At 68.0% G+C, this 21,926-nt stretch carries 16 protein-coding genes, 1 pseudogene and 1 riboswitch; of the genes and pseudogenes, 11 read left to right on the plus strand and 6 right to left on the minus strand.

The window, feature by feature from the left end:
• Window positions 1-11: 11 nt before the first annotated feature.
• From ACE2AC_RS16575 to nrdF, 5 genes and pseudogenes are all read left to right on the plus strand, one after another.
• Window positions 12-742 (plus strand): annotated as a pseudogene (locus ACE2AC_RS16575) (sulfate/molybdate ABC transporter ATP-binding protein).
• Window positions 743-831: 89 nt separating this feature from the next.
• Window positions 832-1,021, plus strand: a riboswitch (cobalamin riboswitch).
• A gap of 95 nt (window positions 1,022-1,116) precedes the next feature.
• Window positions 1,117-1,338 (plus strand): glutaredoxin-like protein NrdH, encoded by a 222-nt coding sequence (gene nrdH, locus ACE2AC_RS16580; RefSeq protein ID WP_375688528.1) that lies wholly within the window; start codon window positions 1,117-1,119, stop codon window positions 1,336-1,338.
• 4 nt (window positions 1,339-1,342) lie between these two features.
• Window positions 1,343-1,768 (plus strand): class Ib ribonucleoside-diphosphate reductase assembly flavoprotein NrdI, encoded by a 426-nt coding sequence (gene nrdI / locus ACE2AC_RS16585; protein ID WP_375688529.1) that lies wholly within the window; start codon window positions 1,343-1,345, stop codon window positions 1,766-1,768.
• On the plus strand, window positions 1,750-3,882 hold the full coding sequence (gene nrdE / locus ACE2AC_RS16590) for a class 1b ribonucleoside-diphosphate reductase subunit alpha (protein WP_375688530.1): 2,133 nt from the start codon (window positions 1,750-1,752) through the stop codon (window positions 3,880-3,882). Before nrdI ends, nrdE begins: the two co-directional genes overlap by 19 nt.
• Before the next feature lie 91 nt (window positions 3,883-3,973).
• A complete protein-coding gene (nrdF, locus tag ACE2AC_RS16595; RefSeq protein WP_375688531.1) occupies window positions 3,974-4,948 on the plus strand; it encodes a class 1b ribonucleoside-diphosphate reductase subunit beta in 975 nt (324 codons plus the stop codon).
• 110 nt (window positions 4,949-5,058) lie between these two features.
• Here the strand turns inward: nrdF and ACE2AC_RS16600 are convergent, their stop codons facing one another.
• The 4 genes from ACE2AC_RS16600 to ACE2AC_RS16615 all read right to left on the minus strand — a co-directional run bounded on the left by ACE2AC_RS16600 (window position 5,059) and on the right by ACE2AC_RS16615 (window position 10,680).
• Entirely contained in the window at window positions 5,059-7,041 is a 1,983-nt protein-coding gene (locus ACE2AC_RS16600) for a TRAP transporter permease (protein WP_375688532.1), read from the minus strand.
• A gap of 15 nt (window positions 7,042-7,056) precedes the next feature.
• Window positions 7,057-8,217, minus strand: a complete 1,161-nt coding sequence (locus tag ACE2AC_RS16605; protein WP_375688533.1) for a TAXI family TRAP transporter solute-binding subunit — start codon at window positions 8,215-8,217, stop codon at window positions 7,057-7,059.
• Window positions 8,218-8,509: 292 nt separating this feature from the next.
• Window positions 8,510-9,661 (minus strand): chorismate-binding protein, encoded by a 1,152-nt coding sequence (locus ACE2AC_RS16610; protein ID WP_375688534.1) that lies wholly within the window; start codon window positions 9,659-9,661, stop codon window positions 8,510-8,512.
• A gap of 101 nt (window positions 9,662-9,762) precedes the next feature.
• Window positions 9,763-10,680, minus strand: coding sequence for a LysR family transcriptional regulator (locus tag ACE2AC_RS16615; protein ID WP_375688535.1), 918 nt, complete (start codon window positions 10,678-10,680; stop codon window positions 9,763-9,765).
• Window positions 10,681-10,766: 86 nt separating this feature from the next.
• Between ACE2AC_RS16615 and ACE2AC_RS16620 the strand changes: the two genes are divergently transcribed.
• The 6 genes from ACE2AC_RS16620 (at window position 10,767) to ACE2AC_RS16645 (ending at window position 18,355) form a co-directional block, all read left to right on the plus strand.
• Window positions 10,767-12,728 (plus strand): ABC transporter substrate-binding protein, encoded by a 1,962-nt coding sequence (locus ACE2AC_RS16620; RefSeq protein ID WP_375688536.1) that lies wholly within the window; start codon window positions 10,767-10,769, stop codon window positions 12,726-12,728.
• Between the two features lie 22 nt (window positions 12,729-12,750).
• The gene (locus tag ACE2AC_RS16625) at window positions 12,751-13,518 is read left to right on the plus strand and encodes an ABC transporter ATP-binding protein (protein WP_375688537.1); all 768 of its coding nucleotides are present in this window, start codon (window positions 12,751-12,753) and stop codon (window positions 13,516-13,518) included.
• Between the two features lie 39 nt (window positions 13,519-13,557).
• Complete coding sequence (locus ACE2AC_RS16630; RefSeq protein ID WP_375688538.1) at window positions 13,558-14,406, plus strand: ABC transporter permease; 849 nt, start codon at window positions 13,558-13,560, stop codon at window positions 14,404-14,406.
• Window positions 14,407-14,462: 56 nt separating this feature from the next.
• Complete coding sequence (locus ACE2AC_RS16635) at window positions 14,463-15,674, plus strand: FAD-dependent oxidoreductase (protein WP_375688539.1); 1,212 nt, start codon at window positions 14,463-14,465, stop codon at window positions 15,672-15,674.
• 180 nt (window positions 15,675-15,854) lie between these two features.
• Window positions 15,855-17,504, plus strand: a complete 1,650-nt coding sequence (locus tag ACE2AC_RS16640) for an alpha/beta hydrolase (RefSeq protein WP_375688540.1) — start codon at window positions 15,855-15,857, stop codon at window positions 17,502-17,504.
• Window positions 17,492-18,355 (plus strand): dienelactone hydrolase family protein, encoded by an 864-nt coding sequence (locus tag ACE2AC_RS16645; protein WP_375688541.1) that lies wholly within the window; start codon window positions 17,492-17,494, stop codon window positions 18,353-18,355. Before ACE2AC_RS16640 ends, ACE2AC_RS16645 begins: the two co-directional genes overlap by 13 nt.
• On the opposite strand, the gene ACE2AC_RS16650 is transcribed toward ACE2AC_RS16645, so the two are convergent.
• Entirely contained in the window at window positions 18,352-20,400 is a 2,049-nt protein-coding gene (locus ACE2AC_RS16650) for a glycosyltransferase (RefSeq protein WP_375688542.1), read from the minus strand. The genes ACE2AC_RS16645 and ACE2AC_RS16650 overlap by 4 nt on opposite strands.
• A 1-nt stretch (window position 20,401) precedes the next feature.
• On the minus strand, window positions 20,402-21,688 hold the full coding sequence (locus ACE2AC_RS16655) for an HlyD family efflux transporter periplasmic adaptor subunit (RefSeq protein WP_375688543.1): 1,287 nt from the start codon (window positions 21,686-21,688) through the stop codon (window positions 20,402-20,404).
• Window positions 21,689-21,926: the final 238 nt, after the last annotated feature.

A 21,926-nucleotide genomic window follows, 5' to 3' on the forward strand; every position in this document is an offset into this window, starting at 1 on the left:
GGAGTAGACCCATGCACATCGAAATCGACGAGATCGCCAAGGACTTTGCCGGCACCCGCGCGCTGCAGCCGGTGTCGCTCTCCATCGCCTCCGGCGCGATGGTCTCGCTGCTCGGGCCATCGGGCTCGGGCAAGACGACGCTGCTCAGGATCATCGCGGGGCTTGAGACGCCCAGCTCGGGCCGTGTCCTGCTGGACGGGCGCGACGCGACCGGGACGCCGGTGCAGAAACGCGGCGCGGGCTTCGTGTTCCAGAACTACGCGCTCTTCCGCCACATGACCGTGGCCGAGAACGTCGCCTACGGCCTGCGCGCCCGCCCGCGCCGCACCAGGCCCACCCGGGACGAGATCGCCCGCCGGGTAGCGCGGCTGCTCGACCTCATCCAGCTGCCGGACATCGGCGGGCGGTATCCCTCGCAGCTGTCGGGGGGCAGAGACAGCGCGTGGCGCTTGCCCGGGCGCTGGCGACAGAGCCGCGGATGCTGCTGCTCGACGAACCTTTCGGCGCGCTCGACGCCCGGGTGCGCAAGGACCTGCGGGCGGGGCTGCGCGAGATCCACGATGCCACCGGGCTCACCACCGTTTTCGTCACCCACGACCAGGAAGAGGCGCTGGCGCTGGCGGACGTCGTGGCAGTCATGTTGATGGGTCGCCTGGAACAGGTCGGCACGCCGCGCGACATCCTCGCCCGTCCGCAGACCGCCTTCGTGCGCGACTTCATCCAGACCGCCGTGCCCGCCTGACCGGCACGACTGCCACACCCGGTCCCCGCGCGCGGAAAATTTGCCGCGCGCGGGCATCCCATATGTTGACACCCATGTCCGGTTCGCACCAAGATGATGTTGCCTTTGGTGCTCGCGAGGTGACTCGCGGGAAGAGGGAAGCCGGTGCAACTCCGGCGCTGCCCCCGCAACTGTAAGTGGCAAGCCAGGACCCGGATCCACTGGTGCCCAGCACCGGGAAGGCGGGTTCCGGCAGTTGAGCCGCAAGCCAGGAAACCTGCCTGGGCGACATAGACGACGACCGCGGGCGGAGGGCCCGGGCGCGTGCCAGGGTGCCTTCTGCGCCCCGGTTTCGTGTCCCCTCGCGCGCCAGAGAGAACCACAAGGGGACGAGCATGACCATCACCGTATATTCCAAGCCCGCCTGCGTGCAGTGCACCGCCACCACCCGCGCGCTCGAGGCCCGCGGCCTCGTCTTCGACGTGATCGACCTGACCCAGGACGACGACGCCATGTCGCTGGTGCAGGAACTGGGCTACCGCCAGGCCCCCGTCGTCGTCGCGGGCGACGATCACTGGGCGGGCTTCCGTCCCGACATGATCGGCCGGCTCTCCTGACCCGATGGGGGTTGCGGCGCGCCTGGTCTACTTCTCTTCCGGATCGGGCAACACCGCCCGCTTCGTGGAGCGGCTTGGCCTGCCGGCGCTGCGCATCCCCCTCAGGTCGACTGACCCGCTGCCCGACCCGGCGGTCGAGTTCGTCCTGATCACCCCGACTTTCGCCGATGGCGAGGGGCGGGGCGCGGTGCCCAAGCAGGTGATCCGCTTCCTGAACCAGCCCGAACACCGGGCCCGCCTGCGCGGCGTGATCGCGGGCGGCAACCGGAACTTCGGCACGACCTTCGCCCTCGCGGGCGAGGTCATCGCCCGCAAATGCAACGTCCCCGTGCTGACCCGCTTCGAGCTGGCCGGGACCGACACCGACATCGCCCGCGTCCGCGCGGGGCTTGAGACATTCTGGAACCAAACATGCTCGACGCCAGCCTGACGACCGACCTCGACTACCACGCGCTGAACGCGATGCTGAACCTCTACGACGCCGAGGGGAACATCCAGTTCGATGCCGACCGGATGGCCGCGCGCCAGTATTTCCTCAAGCACGTGAACCAGAACACGGTCTTCTTCCACTCGCTGGACGAAAAGCTGCGCTACCTGGTCGAGAACGGCTATTACGAGGCCGCCGTCATCGACCAGTACGACCGCGCCTTCATCGCCCGGATCTGGGATGCGGCCTGGGCCAAGAAGTTCCGCTTCCCGACCTTCCTCGGCGCGTTCAAGTACTACACCTCCTACACGCTCAAGACCTGGGACGGGCAGCGCTACCTCGAACGGTTCGAGGATCGCGTCGTGATGGTCGCGCTGACCCTCGCCCGCGGGGACGAGGGCGTTGCCATGCGCATCATGGAAGAAATCATCGACGGTCGCTTCCAGCCCGCCACGCCGACCTTCCTGAACGCCGGGAAGAAGGCGCGGGGAGAGTTCGTGTCCTGCTTTCTCCTCCGGCTCGAGGACAACATGGAAAGCATCGGGCGCGGCATCAACTCGGCCCTGCAACTGTCCAAGCGCGGCGGGGGCGTGGCCCTGATGCTGACCAACATTCGCGAGCACGGCGCGCCGATCAAGCAGATCGCCAACCAGTCCTCGGGCGTGATCCCGGTGATGAAACTGCTCGAGGACTCGTTCTCCTACGCCAACCAGCTCGGCGCGCGGCAGGGGGCGGGGGCGGTCTACCTGAACGCGCACCATCCCGACATCCTGCGCTTCCTCGACACCAAGCGCGAGAACGCGGACGAGAAGATCCGCATCAAGACCCTGTCGCTCGGCGTGGTGATCCCCGACATCACCTTCGAACTGGCGAAGAAGAACGAGGACATGTACCTCTTCTCGCCGCATGACGTGGAGCGCGTCTACGGCAAGCCGTTCTCGGACATCTCGGTGACCGAGCACTACCACGAGATGGTCGACAACCCGAAGATCCGGAAGAAGAAGATCAACGCCCGCGCGTTCTTCCAGACCATCGCCGAGATCCAGTTCGAAAGCGGCTATCCCTACATCCTGTTCGAGGACACCGCCAACCGCGCCAACCCGATCCAGGGCCGGATCTCCATGTCGAACCTCTGCTCGGAAATCCTCCAGGTGAACGAGGCGTCCGAGTTCAACGAGGATCTGTCCTACGCCCAGATGGGCACCGACATCTCGTGCAACCTCGGTTCGATGAACATCGCCCGCGCGATGGACGGCGGCGACCTCGGCGCCACGGTCGAGGCGGCGATCCGCGCCCTCAACGCGGTCAGCGAAATGTCGGCGATCGACTCTGTCCCCTCGATCCGCAAGGGCAACGACGAAAGCCGCGCCATCGGCCTCGGCCAGATGAACCTGCACGGCTACCTCGCCCGGGAGCGCATCCACTACGGCTCGCCCGAGGGGATCGATTTCACCAGCATCTACTTCTGCACGGTGCTCTACCATGCGCTTCGCGCCTCGAACGCCATCGCGCGCGAGAAGGGGGTGATCTTCAAGGGGTTCGAGACGTCGAAATACGCCGACGGCAGCTTCTTCGACGATTACGTCGGCCGTGACTGGCTGCCCGAAACCGACCGCGTCGTCGCGCTCTTTGCCGATGCCGGGATCACCCTGCCGACGCGCACCGACTGGGCCGCGCTGAAAGAGGCGGTGATGCAGGACGGCCTCTACAACCGCAACCTTCAGGCGGTGCCGCCGACCGGCTCGATCAGCTACATCAACAACGCCACCTCCTCGATCCACCCGATCACCGCCAAGATCGAGATCCGCAAGGAAGGCAAGATCGGCCGGGTCTACTATCCCGCGCCCTACATGACGAACGACAACCTCGAATACTACCGCGACGCCTACGAAATCGGACCAGAGGCCATCATCGACACCTATGCCGCGGCCACCCGCCACGTCGACCAGGGCCTGTCGCTGACGCTGTTCTTCCCGGCCGAGGCGACGACCCGCGACATCAACCGGGCGCAGATCTACGCCTGGAAGAAGGGGATCAAGACGATCTACTACATCCGCCTGCGGCAGATGGCCCTCGAAGGCACCGAGGTGCAGGGCTGCGTGTCCTGTTCGCTCTGACCGGGCCGGTGCGTGCAGAGCACGCACCCTACCGTCCGCCCGTAGGGTGCGTGCTCTGCACGCACCGCCGCACACCCGAAGGACCGATCCAATGAAAGACATGACCCAGACCCGCTCCGTCCCCCGCGCCATCAACTGGAACCGCCTGCAGGACGATAAGGACCTCGAGATCTGGAACCGGCTGACCGTCAACTTCTGGCTGCCCGAGAAGGTGCCGCTGTCGAACGACATCCAGAGCTGGTCGCAGCTGACCGACGACGAGCGCCAGCTGACCATCCGGGTCTTTACCGGTCTGACCCTGCTCGACACGATCCAGAACACCGTCGGCGCCCCCGCGTTGATGCCCGACGCGATCACCCCGCACGAAGAAGCGGTGCTGACCAACATCGCCTTCATGGAGGCGGTGCATGCCCGCAGCTACTCGTCGGTCTTCTCGACGCTCTGCCAGACCTCCGAGGTCGACGAGGCGTTCCGCTGGTCGGCCGAGAACGAGCATCTCCAGGCGAAATCCCGGCTGATCCTCGACGAATACGACGCCACCTCGAACCCGCTGCGCAAGAAGATCGCCAGCGTCTTTCTCGAGTCGTTCCTGTTCTACTCGGGCTTCTACCTGCCGATGCACTGGTCGAGCCGCGCGCGCCTGACCAACACCGCCGACCTGATCCGCCTGATCATCCGCGACGAGGCGATCCACGGCTATTACATCGGCTACAAGTTCCAGCGCGGCATGGAGCGCCTGTCCGAAAAGGACCGCAACGAGCTCAAGGACTTCGCCTTCGCGCTGCTCTTCGACCTCTACGACATCGAGGCGCGCTACAGCGAACAGCTCTACGATCCGCTGGGCCTGACCGAGGACGTGAAGCACTTCCTGCACTACAACGCCAACAAGGCGCTGCAGAACCTCGGCTTCGAGGCCCTGTTCCCGGAAGAGGCCTGCCGCGTGAACCCGGCGATCATGGCGGCCCTGTCGCCCGACAGCGAGAACCACGATTTCTTCTCGGGCTCCGGCTCGTCCTATGTCATCGGCAAGGCCGTCGCGACCGAAGACGAAGACTGGGATTTCTAGGGCTCCGGCCCCCAGCCCCGGCAAAGAGAAACGCCGCCGTCCCAGTCGGGCCGGCGGCGTTCTTTGTTGTCCGTCCGGGGCACCTGCGCGCCCCGGATGATCGCCTTGGGTCAGACCGCCGCGCTGCGCCGGTCGCCGAGGTAGGCCACCAGGAACGGCGGGATTGCCAGGATGACCCCCACGATCGCCGTGCCGAGGTGCGTCAGGCCAAGGGCCTCGTTGCCCGGCACCGCCATCGCGACACCCGCGATGACCAGCAGCACGCGCATCGTCATCCCCAGGGCGCTGCGGGGCAGAGCGCCGCAGAAGGTGATGTAGCCCTGGAACCCGCCCGAGATGAACCAGACGCCCAGCATGGCCGCGGCCAGCGCCACCACGATCTCGGTCGGCGTGCCCTGGCCGACGAGGGCCGGGTCAAGCACGAAGAAGAACGGGATGATGTAGATCACCGCGCCGAGACGCATCGCTTCCATCCCCACCTTGAAGGGCTTGGCCCCTGCCAGCGTCGCCGCCGTGAAGGCGCCGAGCGCCACGGGCGGGGTGATGTAGCTGACCATGCCCCAGTAGAGGATGAAGAGGTGGATCGCGATCCGGTTCAGGCCGATCTGCTCCAGCGCCGGGGCCAGGACCACGGCGAGGAAGACGTAGCAGGCGGTGACCGTCATCCCCATGCCGAAGACGAAGGCGGTGATCGCCCCCATCACCAGCAGGGCCAGGGTCGAATTGCCGGCCATGAAGATCAGGTCGTTGACCAGCGTGCCGGCAAGACCGGTGGCCGAGAACGCGCCCACGATCAGTCCCACGCCCAGCAGGATGGTGGTCAGTTCCGCAAGTGCGCCGCCGGTGCCGACGATCGCATCCCCCGCACCGCGCCAGCTCAGCCGGTTGCCCGGCAGGATCTGGTTGAGCAGCAGCAGCAGGCCGGTGGCGTAGAACGGTGCCAGCGTCTCCTGCCGGAGCGAGACCATCATGTAGATCAGCAGGGCAAAGACGAAGAGGTAGGTCCAGCCCGAGGCCAGCGTCTTGCCCAGTTTCGGCAGTTCGGCCCGCGGCACGCCCTTGAGGCCCCGCCGTGCGGCGTAGGCATCGAGCTGGGTGAAGAGGCCGAAGTAGTAGAGCAGCGAGGGGATCGCCGCCGCCAGCGCGATCTCGACGTAAGGCAGGCCCAGGAACGACGCCATGATGAAGGCGGTGGCCCCCATGATCGGCGGCATCAGCACGCCGCCCGTGGAGGCGCAGGCCTCGGTCGCGGCGGCGGTCTGCGGCGAGAAGCCGGTCTTTTTCATCGTCGGGATCGAAACAGCCCCGGTCGACAGCACGTTCGAGATCACCGACCCCGACATCGAGCCCATCAGGCCCGAGGCAAAGATCGCGACCTTGGCCGCACCGCCGCGGAACTGGCCGACGAGCGAGAAGGCCAGGTCGTTGAAGAACGCGCCGCCACCCGTCCGGGCGAGGACCGCACCGAACAGGATGAAGCCGATCACCAGCTGCCCGAAGCTCTTCATCGGGATCCCGAAGGAGCTTTCGGCCGAGATCATGTGGAACGGGATCGTGTCCCAGAAGCTCTGTTGGAAACCGTTCAGCGGGTTCGGCATCCACCCGGCGAAGGTCGGGTAGAGCGAGATCACCAGTACGATCAGGAACAGCACGAAGCCGCCCGCGCGCCGCGTCGCTTCGAGCACCAGCAGCCAGAACAGGAGGGAGACCCAGCGGGCCGTGTCCGGCGCCGCGTATTCCCACCCCTGTTCGAGCGAGACATCGGCGGTCCAGGCAAAATAGCCGGCCACGCAGGCGGTGATGGCTGCCAGCAGCCAGTCGTACCACGGTGCGGGGCCGTTGTCGCCCGGCCGGGCCCTGTAGATCAGGAAGCTGATCGACAGGAAGAGTCCGGCCAGGACGTAGAGGTAGCGCCCCTCCAGCACCACGCCGAACTGGCGGAACTGGAAGAGCTGGTAGATGGCCAGCACGATTCCGGCGAGAGTCGCGGCGATGATCACCGCGCGCTGCGGCCCCGGAACGATCTTGGCGGCCGCGGCCTCCCCGTCATCGGGAGAGAGGCCGTGATCTTCGTGAGCGGTCTTGTCGGTCATGTGCTGGCCACTCGATCAGAAGACGACCTTGAAGCCGCCGGCCTCGAGCGCTTCCTTGCGCTTCGCGGCCCAGGCTTCGGCCCAGTCGGACGGGCCTTCGGCCTTCAGCTCTTCCCACGCCTTGGCCAGGGCCTCCTGGCGCGCGATCAGATCGTCGTTGTGGGCTTGCGCTTCGTCGGTCCAGACGCCGGCTTCCTTGAAGTACTTGATGGCGCCGTCATGGTAGGGGGCGACAAAAGACATGTTCTGCAGGTCCAGCGCCCAGCCACCGATGCCCGGTGCGTCGCCGTCGTACTCGTCGAAGTGCTCGACCATCGCCTTGACGAGGTTGTAGACCTCCTCGGCGTCCTTGTCGGCCATGGTGATCAGGATCGGGTAGGGGTACTTCGCCGTCTCGATCCCGTCGGTGCCGTCAAGACCCGCGCCGACGTTGGCATGGCCCGGGGCAAAGTAAGGCGCCACGGACTGCATCCGCTCGATCGCGGCTGTGTCGTTGGCGTCGATCGGCGGCCAGAACAGGCCGTTCGGGTTGGTTTCCTGCTCGTAGGAGAAGCCCGAGTTCGTCGCCGCGAAGGCCGCGTCCGACTGGCCCGAGCCAAGCGCTTTCCAGCTGTCGCCGTAGCCGCCGAATTCCACGACCTCGACGTCGTCCCAGGTCAGGCCGCCGTAGGCGAGGTAGGCTTCCATCGCGACGTTGAGCGCCGGTGCGCCACGGACCTCGCCGACGCGCAGACCCTTGAGGTCGGCGTAGGTGAAGCCTTCGCAGTCCGGCTTGCCGACCTTTTCGCAGGCCGCGCGGGTGACGCCGACCGACAGGCCGATCGGGCCCTGGTTCGCCAGCAGGACGCGGACCGCCTGCGGGCCCCAGTTCTCGGCGCCGTATTCGAACGCGCCTTCCTGGGCCATGTAGGTGCCGCCGATGCCGGTGGCCGAGTAGTCGACCTTGCCCTGCCGCAGCGGTTCCGACCGCGCGATGTCGTTCTTGCCGGGCAGAACGCGCAGGTTGGTGCCATACTGGCTTTTCAGGACCGAACCGATGGCCACGGCCTGGTTGTAGCCGGCCGAGCCGAGGTCGTAGGCCGTCCAGCTGATCTGGCCCGGCAGCTTCACCTCTTGCGCCACGGCAGGCGCAGCAAGAGCGATCGCGCAGAGCGCGGCGCTGAGTCTAAGCGTCATGTGAAAGTCCTCCATCTGGGTGCAGGCGGACCCGACCTTGGGTCACTCCTCCCCTGCATCGGCGGCAAGCTACGAAGAGGTTAAGGGGATGTAAACTCCCCTACTGCCGCATAGTAATAATATATACCGCTATGCGGAATTATGGGGTTGACCGGATTTTTCGTTATGCCGTAGCGTCATGCGGTGCGCGCCTTTCTGCCGACCACCGGCGGAAAGCCAGCAGGCAAAGGACCCGCACGGGATTGTGATCCGCGACGGGCCTGTTGTCGGCGACCGAAACCCGGCCGGGTGCCTAGAGCACCTGCGCGATGGTCCGGGTCTTTTCGACGGTCTCTTCCCACTCCAGCGCCGGGTCCGAGGCGGCGACGATCCCGCCGCCGACATGCAGGAAGATGCGGTTGCCCGCGACCCGCGCCGACCGCAGGTTGACATAGAGCGCCGTCCGCCCCTCCAGGTTCACCGGGCCCAGGTAACCGGTATAGAACGACCGCGTGTCGCCCTCCTCCTCAAGGATGAACGCATGGGCCTCGGCCCGCGGCATCCCGCAGACGGCCGAGGTCGGATGCAGGCGCCGCAGCAGTCCCGCCAGCGCGACGGGGTTGGCGGCAGGTGCCTCGAAGTCCGACCGCAGGTGGCAGAGGTTCGCGGCCTGCACCGTGCCCGGCGCGGTCTCCTCGACGCCGCCGATGCCCTCGGCCGCAAAGGCGTCGCGGATGAAGTCGGCCACCAGCGCCTGTTCGTCGATGATCTTCTGCGGCCATTGCAGCGTCGCCAGGTCGGTGCCCGGCGCGGGCCACTGCGTGCCGGCCAGCGCCATGGTGCGGACGACCTGCGCATCGACGCTCAGCAGCACCTCGGGCGTGGCGGTCAGCCAGGTGCCCGTGACGGACGAACTGACGAGCGAGACGAAGGCGTGCGGATGGGCCCGGCCAAGTGCCTCGGCCAGGGCGCAGAGGTCGTGTTCGGGTTTCAGGTCGCGCGGCTCGATCCGCGACAGGACGATCTTGTCGCAGCCGCCCGCCTTGATCGCGGCCACGGCGCGGGCTACCCGCGCCTCGTAGGCCGCGCGCGGCGTCGGCGCGGGCGCGTCGGCATCGGCGGACGCACGCAGGGGCGCGATCGTGCCGGCGGCAGTGATGCGGCGCTGGTCCTCGGTCACCGGGGCAGCGGCAAAGGTCGTGCCGTCGCGGAACACCGGCCCTTCCGATGTCACCAGCACATCGGCCGGCATCAGCCAGGCCTCGGCGCCGTCCTCGGTCCGGAACGGGCACATGACGAACCCGGGCACCCGCGGGCTGCCGAAGATCGGGACGAGCACGGGCTGCGCGGTCGCGACCACGGCGGTGAAGGCCGAACCATGGGGTTCGCGGTAGATCGCGAAGGGCAGGCCCTCGGCCTGGGCGGCGGCGCAGGCTGCGCGTTGCTCCTGGGTGATGCTGGTCATGGCCTTCCTCGTCCTCCCGAAATTGCCCGACACTGTCTAAGGGTCAGGGCGGCCGGGTCTACAAAGAAGGCTATGGAAAGGCATAGCGCGCGGCTAAGTGCCTATGTGGCCGGGTCGTATTCGTCCGGGAACCCCAACTCGCGGATCGCCTGCACGAGGCAGCTGAGCGCCAGCGCGATGTCGGGCTCTCCGGCGGTGTCGGCGCGACAATGCAGCAGCACCGGCTGGCGCGGCGTCTCGATCAGCGGCAGAACCTTCAGGCGCGGGTTCAGTACGCCGAGGCTGGTCAGTTCGTCCTGCAGGGCAATGCCGAACCCCTCGCGCATCAGGTGGGGCGCGGTTTCGGCAAAGCGCGTTTCGATCGCGATGTTCGGCTTGATCCGGGCCTCGTCGAAGATGCGGTGCACCAGCTTGCCGTGCGGCGTGTTGGGGTGGAAGAAGACCAGCGGCTCACCGTCGAGGTCGTGGATCGACACGCTGTCCTGCACCGCCAGCGGATGGTCGCTCGGCACCACGGCGACCATCCCGATGGACGACACGTGGAACGACCGCACACCCGGATCGTCGAGCGGAAAGATCGTCACCGTGCAGTTGCCCTCGGCCAGCCAGAGGTAGTCGCGGTTCTGCTTCATCGACAGGGTGTCCATCCGCAGCTTGGTGCCCGGCCGGGACTTGGCGAACAGCGCCAGCGTGCGCGGGGCCAGCGCCTGGCTGACCGAGGGCGAGACCCCCATGCGGAAGGTCGTGTGCTGGCCGCGCACGACCTCCATCACCGTGTCCGACAGCTGCTCGAAGGCATTCAGCGTGGGCGAGGCGACTTCGAAGATCTGCCGCGCGGTCGCCGTCGGTTTCAGGCGCGCGCCGGAGCGGTCGAAGAGCGGCGTGCCCAGCACGTCCTCCAGCCGACGCAGCGTGTTGGTGACGGTCGGCTGCGCGATCCCCAACTGGTGCGCGGCACCGCTGATCGACCCGGTGAGGATCACGGCGCGAAAGACTTCGAGCTGGCGAAAGGACAGCATGGGCGGACCCGGCGTTGCACCTGACGGGGTTGACAGGCGGGGCGCATCATACAGGTTTGCCGCCGATTGCAAATGCGAGGCACCCCATGACATCGACACCGACCGCCGCGGCCAGCGTGGCCTTCATGCTGGGCCATCCGGTGGCCCATACCGCGATGCCCGCCGGGGTGAACGCCTGGGCAAGCGAGACCGGGACCGACGCGATGATGGCGCCGCTCGACCTGCCGCCTGAGGCGCTGGCGGGCTTTCTTCAGGCGCTGCGCGGGATGGCGAACTGCCCGGGTTGCGTGCTGACCGCGCCGCATAAGCAGGCCGCTCTCACGCTGGTCGACCGGGCCAGCGCCGCGGCCGAGGCGGCGGGCGGGGTGAATGTCATCACCCGGACCGCGACGGGCGAGCTGGTCGGCGACAACACCGACGGTGCCGGGTTCGTCGCGGCTCTCGAGGCTGCGGGCGGCGTGCCGCGCAACGTCCTGATCTTCGGCTGCGGCGGGGCAGGGGCCTCGATTGCGACGGCGATCGCTGCAAGGGCGCCCGTGCGCCTCGACCTGGTAGAGGCCGATCCGGACCGGTCGGCGGCGCTGGCCGCCCGCCTGGGCGCCCCGGCGCAGGCCATCGCGGCACCCGCATCGCTTGAAGGCTATGACCTGATCGTGAACGCCACTGCCGTCGGCCTGAATGGTGAGGGCATGATCCATGACCTCGACGGGCTGAGCCCCGGTGCCGTGGTGGCCGACGTCGTGACCAAGCCCGCCGTGACCCCATTCCTCAAGGCGGCCGAGGCGAAAGGCGCCCGGATCCAGCCCGGCGCGGCGATGGCGCTGGCGCAGATTCCGCTGGTCCGGCAGGCCTTCGGCTGGGGGAATAGTATAGCTCCAGGCTATGGAATGGTCGCAAGGTCGTGCTTTTCTATCCTGCGGAATTGGGTCAGAGTCCTGCGACACGCGGCCGGACTGCCGCCGTGGACTGTGCGAATGCCTTCTGACCGGGCGTTCGAGGGACGAAAGGGAGGATCCATGTCCATCACCAAAATGACACGCCGCGCGTGGCTCGCCGGCGTCTCCGCGATCGCCGCCGGAACCATGACCCTGGCCGCCGGTGCCGCCACCGCCAACGACAAGGTGACGCTGGGCGCACTGCGCTTCACCAGCCACGGCGCGGGCTTCGTCGCCTTCGAAAAGGGCTACTTCGAGGCAGAGGGGCTCGACGTCGAATTCGAATTCTTCCAGGCCGCCCAGCCGATCGCCGTGGCGACCGCGTCGGGCGACGTGGATTTCGGCATCACCGGCGTGACCGGTGGCCTGATGAACCTGGCCGAGAAGGGCGCGCTGCGCATCGTCGGCGGTGTCCTGCATGAAAAGGCCGGTTACGACGGCATGATGATCATGGCCTCGAACCAGGCCTATGACGCCGGCATGACCACCGTGGACGACATCAAGGGCCATTCGGTCGCGATGACGCAGGTTGGTTCGACCTTCCACTACATGACCAACCTGATCGCCGACGCGAAGGGCTGGGACATGGGCGAGATGAAGATGGTGCCGCTGCAGAAGGTCGGCGCGATGGTCGCAGCGTTCAAGTCGGGCCAGACCGACGTCATGATCATGGTGCCGCACATCGCCAAGGCCCTGACCGAAGCGGGCGCGGGTCACGAGATCGGCTGGCTGAACGAGTATGCCGAGTACCAGATCTCGACCATGATCACCTCGGTCGACAACATCGAGAACAACCGCGACATGGTGGAACGCTTCGTGCGCGCCTACTCCAAGGGTATCGCGGACATGAACCGCGTGTTCCTCGACGGTGAGGCCGAAGAGGGTGAGCTCGAAGAGCTGACCCAGATGATCGCGAAGTACGTGGCACCCGACCAGCCCTACGAAAAGGCCGCGCCGTCGATCCAGGCCGGTGCGATGTACCTGAACCCCGACATGGCGCTGAACAAGACCGACGTCGCCGCGCAGATGCAGTGGTTCAAGGACGAGGGCCTCGTCGACAGCGACCTGACGGTCGACCAGCTGGTCGACGGCAGCTTCGTCGAAACCTTCTGAGACGGGTCGGGAGGCCGGACGAATGGACCTGAAAGTCGAGAACCTGTCGCACTGGTATGGCGATCTCCAGGTCCTGCGCGACATCAACCTGACGATCGCCCAGGGCGAAATCGTCTGCGTGATCGGGCCGTCCGGCTGCGGCAAGTCAACCTTCCTGCGCCATCTCGGCGGGCTGGAGCAGCCCACCGAGGGCAAGGTCCTGCAAGTGGGAGAGCCGCCTGCCGGCTCTCTCAACCCCCTCACCTACGTGTTCCAGGATTTCGCCCTGCTGCCCTGGCGCACGGTCGAGGGCAACGTGTCGCTCGTGCTCGAAGGGCACAAGCTGTCGCGGGCCGAGGTCGATGAGCGCATCACCGACGTGCTGGCCCGGACCCGGCTTTCCGATTTCCGCCAGGCGGTGCCAAAGCAGCTGTCGGGCGGCATGAAACAGCGCGTGGCGATTGCCCGCGCCCTGTCGGTGAACCCCGCCGTGCTGCTGATGGATGAACCGCTCTCGGCGCTCGACAGCCAGACGCGCGAGCTCCTGATGGACGACCTGATCGACCTCTGGACACGCGAGAATTTCACCTCCTGCTACATCACCCACAACCTGGCCGAGGCCGTGCGCCTGGGGCACAAGGTCGTGGTGCTGTCGCGCCGCCCCGGCGTGATCCGCGAGATCGTGGAGATCGACACGCCGCTGGCCGAGCGCAGCCTGTCCGATCCCGGCATCGCCGCGATCCAGCAGGCGCTTTGGGACATGATGCGCGAAGAAGCGCAGACCGCCGACATGGAACTGGCCGAGGGCTGAGGCCCCGCCATCCATCGCGAGTGACGAAGGAGCCACGTCATGGCTGACATCTCTGCATCCAATTCCCGGGCGCCCGACGGCGCCGCGGGTATCGCCACCGGCGGCAGCCGCCCGGTGCCCTTCCGTGGCGGCGGTTTCCGCCCCGAACCGCGCCGCTTCGTCGGCCTCGCGGTGTTCGTCGCGCTCCTGCTCTTCTGGGAACTGGGCGCACGGGCCGGATGGATTTCCCCGCTGGTCCTGCCCGCCCCGTCCGAGGCCTTCGGCGCCTTCATGGACCTGGCGCGTTCCGGCAACTTGCAGAAACACGTCGCCGCCTCGATGCAGCGGCTGGTCATCGGCTTTGCCTGCGGCGCCTCCCTGGGGCTGATCGTGGGCACGGCCATCGGCCTCAACTCCTACGCCCGCGCCGCGATCACGCCGCTGGTCTCGGCGATCTTCCCGATCCCCAAGATCGCTCTGCTGCCGCTCTTCATCATCTGGTTCGGCATCGGCGAGGGATCGAAGGTCGCCACCATCCTCTTCGGCAGCTTCTTCCCGATGGTGATCGCCACCTACGGCGGCATCGACAGTGTCGACCGGGCGCTGATCCGGATGGGGCAGAGCTTCAACCTGTCCCGCTGGGACATCATCCGCAAGATCGTGCTGCCCGCCGCCCTGCCGGCGATCCTGTCGGGGATGCGCATCGCGGCCTCGATCTCGATCATCCTGCTGGTCGCGGCCGAGATGATCGGCGCGGAATACGGCATCGGCGCCTACGTGCTGCTGGCTGGCAACCTGATGGCCACCGACCAGCTGATCGCGGGTGTCGCGATGCTGTCCTGCCTCGGCCTCCTGGTGAACTGGCTAATCACCCGGGCCGAGAAACATTTCCTGAGCTGGAGAAACTAATGCCTCGTACAGAGACGAATTACGACGTCGTCATCGCTGGCGGCGGAGCCGGAGGCGTGGGCGCAGCACTCGGCGCGGCCAAGGCCGGGGCACGGGTCGCGCTGGTCGAGAAATACGGCTTTCTAGGCGGCGCGGCGACCAATGCGCAGGTGCTGGCCTACTGCGGTTTCTTCCACCAGGGCGACGAGCCCACCCAGGCGGTCGCGGGCGCGGGCGAGGGGGTGCTGGACGAGATGCGCCGCCTCGGCGTGGAATGCGCCCCCTACCATTCGCCGACCACGGGCAACTGGATCGTCCTGCTGGACCCCGAGCGGCTGAAGGTGGCGCTCGACCGGGTGCTGGCGGCGCATGGCGTGGACGTCCTGCTGCACACCCGCGTCGCGGCGGCCAGCCGGACGGCGGACGCGTTGGAATCCGTCACCGTCGCGGGCATGGACGGCCGGTCGCGGCTGATCGCGGAAAGCTTCGTGGACGCCAGCGGGGATGCGAACCTCGCCCTCGTCGCGGGCCTGCCGATGCGGCTGGGGGATGGCGAGGGGCGCATCCAGGCCTACACCATGCCGATCCGGGTGGGTGGGCTTGCGCCTGACACCAAGATCGACCGCCAGAAGATGCAGGCCGCGATCGAGACCTTCAACACCCGCAGCCCGTTCCGGATCCACCGCACCGACGCCGGCATCTACACCCGCGTGCCCGCGACGACCGATTTCTGGTGGCTGGCGATCGACCGCGAGATGCCGGACCTCTCGTCGAGGAGCTTCACCAAGGCCGAGCAGTCGGGCCGCGAGATGGCGCTGATGCTGGTCGACGTCCTGCGCGAACAGGTCGAGGGGTTCGAGAACGCTTGGCTGGCCCAGACCGGCCCGCAGATCGGCGTGCGCGAAACCCGCCACCCCGCCGCCCGCTACGAGATCGACGTCGACGACGTGGTCCGTGGCCGCAAGCGCGAGGATGGCGTCGCCCGTGGCGCATGGCCCATCGAGCTGCATTCCGAGGCGGGCAAGCCGATCTACAAGACTGTGGGCGGCGACGGCTACTTCCACATCCCGCTCGACGCGCTGCATGCCAAGGGGCTGTCGAACCTCTGGTACGCGGGCCGGGTCATCGGCGCCGATGCCGAGGCCTACGGTTCGACCCGCGTGATGGGCACCGCCTTTGCCAGCGGCGAGGCGGCGGGTGTCGCCGCGGCCCTGACCGCGCGCAGCGGCATCGCGCCCGATGCGGCCGAGGTGCGGCAGGTCCTGCTGGCACAGGGCGCGCTGATCTGAACGTGCCGCGCCGCCTCGGGCTCCGGGGCGGCGTGACGTCAAATCCCCGCATGCCCATCCGGGCACGCGCCGGGTGACGTGGGGTCTTGCCTCGGCCGGGGCGGCGGTCCTTAAATCGGGCCGGATCCGCGCGGCCCCCGGCCCGCCGGTTCCTGCCTTTGCCTCGGGACCTTTTCGACGTTGACCAAGCCCATTCAGATCGCGATCTTTCCGCTCCTCCTCGGCCTGTTTTTCTGTGCCGCCTCCCTCACTCCGTCCCTGATCCCGCGCGACTGGCAGCAGCAGGCCCTGCTCTGCGGTGGCGTGGCGGCGGCGGGCTATGCGCTCGGCCGGCTGGTTCAGGTGATCTGGACCGCCCTCGCGATCCCGGTGCCCGGCCCCCGAACCCAGAAGATTGCATTCGTCGCGATCGGCGTCGGCCTGGCCGTGCACTGGGTGATCGCGGTGCTGAGCGCGACTCGCTGGCAGGCCGCCACCCGGCCCAAGCTGGGCATGCCGCCGTTCTCGCCGCTCGACTGGCTTTTCGTGATCCTCGGCGCGGTGGTGATCTTCGCCGTGCTCTTCGCGATCGGCGCGGGGATCAAGTGGCTGTTCCTGCGGGTCCGCGACTGGCTCTACCGCCGGATGCCGCGGCGGTCGGCGAACCTGCTGGGCTTCCTGCTGGTGCTGCTGGCCTTCTTCGTGCTGACCCGCGACGGCCTCGTGCCGCTGATCTACCGTTCGCTCGACACCGGGTTCGTCGAGATGCAGCGCCTGTTCGACGATGCCCCGCCTGCGCCCGAAGACCCGCGGATGCCGGGCAGCGCTGCCTCGCATGTCGACTGGCAGGCGCTTGGCCAGCCGGGGCGCAACTTCGTCACCGAAGGCCCCGACGCCGCCGCGATCACCGCCCTGACCGGCCGCCCGGCGCAGGAGCCGATCCGCGTCTACGTGGGTCTCGCCCAGGCCGACACGCCCGAGGCCCGGGCCGAGATCGCGCTCGAGGAGCTGAAACGCCTGAACGCCTTTGACCGCGAGGTGCTGGTCGTGGCGACCCCCACCGGGACCGGCTGGCTCGACCCTGGGGCGATGGACACGGTCGACTACATCCACGACGGCGACATCGCGACGGTCGCGGTACAGTATTCCTACATGCAGTCGCCCTTTGCGCTGATCTTCCAGACCGACCGCGCGCCGCTGCAGGCGACCGCCACGCTGCGGGTCATCATGGACCACTGGCGCAGCCTGCCCAGGGACAGCCGCCCGCGCCTCTACCTGCACGGCCTCAGCCTCGGCGCTTGGTCCTCGATCGCCTCGGTCGACGTGTTCGACAGCATCTCGGACCCGATGGAGGGTGCGTTCTGGGTGGGCACGCCCTTCGTCTCGGACACTTGGCGCCGCATGACCGAGCGGCGCACACCGGGATCGCCCTTCGTCAACCCGGTGATCGCCGACGGCGCACTCGCGCGGTTCATGTCGCAATATGGCGGGCTCGACCGCGCCACCGCGCCGTGGAGCGACGTGCGCGTGATCTTCCTGCAGTACGGCAGCGACGCGATCACCTTCTATGAACCCGCCTCTCTCTGGCGCGCGCCGGAGTGGATGAATGAACCCCTTGCCCCCGATGTCTGGCCGGGCCTGCGGTTCTGGCCGGTCGTGACGCAGTTCCAGCTGGCCGTGGACATGATGCTGGCCGAACGCGTGCCGGCGGGGCAGGGCCACCACTACGCGGCCGACGACTACCTTGACGGCTGGATCGCGCTGACCGACCCCGAGGGCTGGACACCGGAAGACACCGAGGCGCTCAAGGCGCTTTGCGCCGCGACCGAGGCCCACGGATGCGGTGGCTGATCGGCGCTGGCGCCGGGCTCGCCGCCGTGCTGGCGCTGCTCTTGGTGAACACCTCGCGGCAGGCCGGGCACTGGGCGATCGGCGACCGCAGCCCCGCCGAGCTGCAGGCGCTGCTGGCCGATGACTGGGTCCTGACACGCCCGGCGGGGAAGGAGGGACCGGCACCGCTGACGCTGCTCGCCTCGGGCTGCGACGGGGTGCGCGACAACATGGCGTTCTGGGCCGGGGTGTTCGGCGATGCGGGCCAGGCGGCACTGGTGGTCGACAGCCACACGCCGCGCGGCCTGACCTCCTATGAACTCTGGCGGCTGGTCTGCGCGGGCCAGACCCTGGGCGGGGCCGAGCGGGCGGGCGATCTCGCGGTGGCGCTGGCGGCAATGGACGGGGCCGAGGGGCTGGGCGACGACTTGGTCCTTTTCGGCGCCTCGCACGGAGGCTGGTCGGTGATGGAGCTGCTGAACCACGCCCTGACCGGAGAGGTGCCGCCGGGGCTGTCGGACTGGCCGCTGCCGCCCGGCGACATCCTGGACCGGCTGCGCGGGGTGGTCCTGCTCTACCCCTACTGCGGCATGCTGAACCCGACCGGTGCGGTGGCCTGGCCCGGCGGGCTGCCGGTGCAGTTCCTCCTCGCCTCGGATGACAGCGTGATCGACACCGCCGCCTGCCTCGACACTGCCGCGGCGCTGCGGGCCGCGGGTGCGGACGTTCGGGTCACGGTGTTCGACGGCGCCGATCACGCCTTTGACCAGCAGGAGCGGTCGGTCCTGTCCAAGATGACCTTCGACGCCACCACCCGCGACGCGGCGCGGGCGGTGGTGGACGATCTGCTGGCAGAGGTCGCCAGAGACTAGGACAGTTCGGCCAGCCACTGTGGCGGCGTCGTCTCGTCCGGGTCGCGGTAGTGCCTGCTGTGATGACGGCGGCGCGGCTGGAAGATGCGCTCCAGCATCAGCAGCGTCGACGCGCCGGACCCCTCGACGTGGGTCGAGTTGTCGAGCCCCTGCGTGAACAGCATGCGCAGCATGGCGTCGCGGTCCTGCTCGCCCCGGATGGCGAACTGGACGCGCAGCGCGTCGCCCTCCTGTTTCTCGACCCGCGCCGAAAGCGGCCCGAACCCCGGCAGGTCTAGCCGCAGCCAGCGCACGTTGTGACCAAACGCGTCGAGGTCGCCGACCCGCAGCCCGGCCCCCGAGAGCGAGAGCCATTCCACCCGCGCGGCGTGGCTGTCGTTGGGGCGCGGCGAGATCGTGCAGGGCAGGTCGAGTACGAACCTTTCGTCGCGGTTCGGGCCGGTGGAGGCCACCGCCGCCGCCTGCATGATCGACAGGACCACCATGCTCAGCACCGCCCAGACTGCCAGCAACGGCACCTGGTCGAAGGTGGTCATCACGCGCGAGTTGAAGTCGGCGTTCTGCAGGAAGCCGAGCGCGGTGGCGATGATCAGCACCGCCGGCATGAACACCATCACCTTGTCCATCGTGTCGCCCGCCGCCGCCTTTCCCTTGGGCGTGACCTTGAAGGCATGGCCCGTCGGCCGGATCAGCGTGGCGATGGCCGTCGGCAGGGTGCGCGGCGCCATGAGCGCAGTGTGCACCATCGAGGCGAGCGGCAGGAACCCGTCCGGCGCCAGCAGCCTGAGCGCGCCCAGTGTCGCCACCAGCGCGGGCAGCTGGAAGGCGATGATCGCCGGGGGCGTGGTGCCGGGCAGGGGCGACCAGCCGGTCCAGAGGCAGATCGCCGGGACCGAGAGAGAGGTCAGCACCATCAGTGGCTGGGTGATCCAGTGGAAGGGCAGGAAGAGGATGCGCTGGTGCAGTTTCAGGCCCGGCCCGAACGGTCCGGCGCGCAGGAACAGGATCTGCATCGCGCCGCGCACCCAGCGGGCGCGCTGGACGTACATCGCCGACAGCGACTCCGGTGCCAGCCCGATCGCCAGCCGCTCGTTGAGGTAGCGGGTGACGAAGCCCTTCCTGAGCATCGTCATCGTCAGCAGGATGTCCTCGGTCACCGACCCGGTGGGCAGGCCGCCGCCAACCGCCTCGATCGCGCTGCGCCGGGTGATGGAGTTCGACCCGCAGCAGAACGCCGTGTTCCAGCCGTCCCGCCCCGCCATGATCGAGCCGAAGAACATGTGCTGGTCATCCGGCATCGCGCGGCGCAGGCGCAGGTTCGCCTGCAGGGGATCGGCGTTGTAGAAGTTGTGCGGGATCTGGACGATCCCGACCTTCGGATCCTCGAACAGGCCGATGGCGCGGTAGAGGAAGTTGCTCTGCGGCACGAAATCCGCGTCGAGCACCATGAAGTACGTGCCGGTCGTCCGCGCGATGGCCGCATTGATGTTGCCCGCCTTGGCGCCCGAATTGTCGGGCCGCGTCAGGTGGTCGATCCCCTTGCGGGCGCAGTAGTCCCGCAGCCAGTCGCGGTTGCCGTCGTCCAGGACGCAGATCCGCAACCGGTCGCGCGGCCAGTCCAGCGCGAGCGCTCCCACGATAGTCTTTTCGAGGACGTCGATATCCTCGTTGTAGGTGGCGATGAAGACATCGACGGTGGGCAGGTCGCCGGCGGGCGTGGCCCGCAGCCGCGCCTCGCCCGCGTCGGCCAGGGCCGAGTTGTTGCGCCGCCGGGCCAGCGTGGCGAAGAGGACGGCGGTGTCGAACCATGCGGCCATCTCGATCACGAAGAGGGCCCAGACAAAGATCGTCTCCCACGCGCTCGACCCCGAGGTGTCGAGCGTCCAAGTGATGCGCCAGTGCAGGTAGCGGACCGAGATGAGCGTGACCGCTGCGATCAGCGCCAGCACCGCCGCCGGGTGGGCCGCGGTGCCGGACAGCGCTCGGCGCGGGGCCAGCAGAAACGCCGCAAGGACCAGGCACAGGGGGATCAGGTAGTCGGGCATGTCAGTTCGTGCTGGTTGCCGCGCCGTCGGTCCGGACCGCGGCGATATCCTCGACATAGCCGTTCCAGTCGCGGAAGAGCTTGGCCACGTAATGCGCCGGGTTGATCGACTTGAGACCGAAGCGCACCTCGGCCGAGCGGCCGACGTCGCAGAACGACCGGGCGACATCCTCGTCACCCACCTCGGCCGCGCCGATGCCCACGATCACCCGCAGCCCGTCGTTCGACATCAGCCGGGGCTGAGCCGCCTGCATGTTCCGGTTCGGCCGCGCGCCGCTGCCGTAAACCGCCGCGACCTTGGCCTGAAAGCTCTCGGTCGCGCCCTTCAGCAGCACGGTCACCCGGTCCCCGGGCGAGATGCTTTCGAAATGGCGTTCGGGCAGGATCACCTCGAGGAAACGGCGGCGGCAGTCGAGGATCTGCACCACCTGTTCGCCGTTCGCGACGGTGGTCTTGGCTGGCCCAGAGGCTTCCCAGATCACGCCCGAGGTGGAGGCCTTGGGGCGGAAGTTCTCGTTCCGGTTCTTCTCGATCTCGAGGCCCAGGATCTCGCCCTGCAGGCCCGACCGGCGGGTGTGCAGCGACATCAGCCGCGCGTCGAGGTCGGCAGAGCGCACCGCGATCTCGTCCAGCCGGTAATCGATCCGCTCCAGCTCGTCCGAGGCCAGGTCGACGAAATCGTCCGAGGCGAGGTAATCACGCTCCGTCTCGAGCCGCTCGCGCGAGGCGATGGCCTGCTGGTGGCGGGCGCGGGCCTCGGCCAGGTCGGCGCGGGCGTCCATCAGGTCGCGCTCGGCGACGTTGCCGCGCACGGCCAGCCGGGTCAGCCGGTCGACGACGGCCTCGTCCCTCTCGATCCGCGCGCGCGTGCTGTCCACGTCGGCCTGCGCCTCGCGCAGGCGGGTCACGAACCAGTCCAGCCGGGCCGCAACCTGGACCTGCCGGCGGCGTTCCAGCTGCTCGCGCAGCATCGTCAACCGCGTGCTCTGCATCTCCATGCCCGAGATTTCGCCCGCGACACCGGACAGTTCGCTGCGCAGGGCGCGCAGGACGACATTCTCGCTGCGTTCGTCGGTCAAAGCGAAAAGGGTGTCGCCCGGAAAGACCGGGGTCGCGACCGAGGCGCTCGGCGCGGTGATGGCCCCGTCGAAGGGGGCGGCGACAGACACCAGCGGCGCGTTGACCACGGCCGAGGTCGAGATCCGGCTGGTGACGCGCGGTACGACGGCCGTGCCGACGGCCAGCAGAAGGACGGAGGCGGCGGAGACCCGCAGAATCGTGAAAGGCACTGTGCTTCCTTTCCATGCCTGACGGTTTCACCGCCAGCGACGGTGAGCGTCATTGTGTTGCTCGATGAGTGCCCCCCGCAACGTCCCCGGTGAATGCCGGGAACCCTTGGCACAGTATTTTCCGCACCCCGGAATACCGGCGGTTTTGGGCAAGATTGTGGTTAACAAATCTCTAAAATTTGCCTTTTTTGTCGCAAGGCCCGCCGGGCCGCCCGACCTTCCGATGCATCAACTGCCT

The sequence above is a fragment of the Pseudooceanicola sp. LIPI14-2-Ac024 genome (genome assembly GCF_042188925.1).
Lineage (GTDB): Bacteria > Pseudomonadota > Alphaproteobacteria > Rhodobacterales > Rhodobacteraceae > Pseudooceanicola.

Coding starts and splice junctions, on each gene's coding strand:
- ACE2AC_RS16630 (WP_375688538.1), top strand. CDS start 13,558: ATGGCTGACATCTCTGCATCCAATTCCCGGGCGCCCGACGGCGCCGCG.
- ACE2AC_RS16605 (WP_375688533.1), bottom strand. CDS start 8,217: ATGACGCTTAGACTCAGCGCCGCGCTCTGCGCGATCGCTCTTGCTGCG.
- nrdE (WP_375688530.1), top strand. CDS start 1,750: ATGCTCGACGCCAGCCTGACGACCGACCTCGACTACCACGCGCTGAAC.
- ACE2AC_RS16650 (WP_375688542.1), bottom strand. CDS start 20,400: ATGCCCGACTACCTGATCCCCCTGTGCCTGGTCCTTGCGGCGTTTCTG.
- ACE2AC_RS16610 (WP_375688534.1), bottom strand. CDS start 9,661: ATGACCAGCATCACCCAGGAGCAACGCGCAGCCTGCGCCGCCGCCCAG.
- nrdI (WP_375688529.1), top strand. CDS start 1,343: ATGGGGGTTGCGGCGCGCCTGGTCTACTTCTCTTCCGGATCGGGCAAC.
- ACE2AC_RS16645 (WP_375688541.1), top strand. CDS start 17,492: ATGCGGTGGCTGATCGGCGCTGGCGCCGGGCTCGCCGCCGTGCTGGCG.
- nrdH (WP_375688528.1), top strand. CDS start 1,117: ATGACCATCACCGTATATTCCAAGCCCGCCTGCGTGCAGTGCACCGCC.
- ACE2AC_RS16600 (WP_375688532.1), bottom strand. CDS start 7,041: ATGACCGACAAGACCGCTCACGAAGATCACGGCCTCTCTCCCGATGAC.
- ACE2AC_RS16620 (WP_375688536.1), top strand. CDS start 10,767: ATGACATCGACACCGACCGCCGCGGCCAGCGTGGCCTTCATGCTGGGC.
- ACE2AC_RS16625 (WP_375688537.1), top strand. CDS start 12,751: ATGGACCTGAAAGTCGAGAACCTGTCGCACTGGTATGGCGATCTCCAG.
- nrdF (WP_375688531.1), top strand. CDS start 3,974: ATGAAAGACATGACCCAGACCCGCTCCGTCCCCCGCGCCATCAACTGG.
- ACE2AC_RS16615 (WP_375688535.1), bottom strand. CDS start 10,680: ATGCTGTCCTTTCGCCAGCTCGAAGTCTTTCGCGCCGTGATCCTCACC.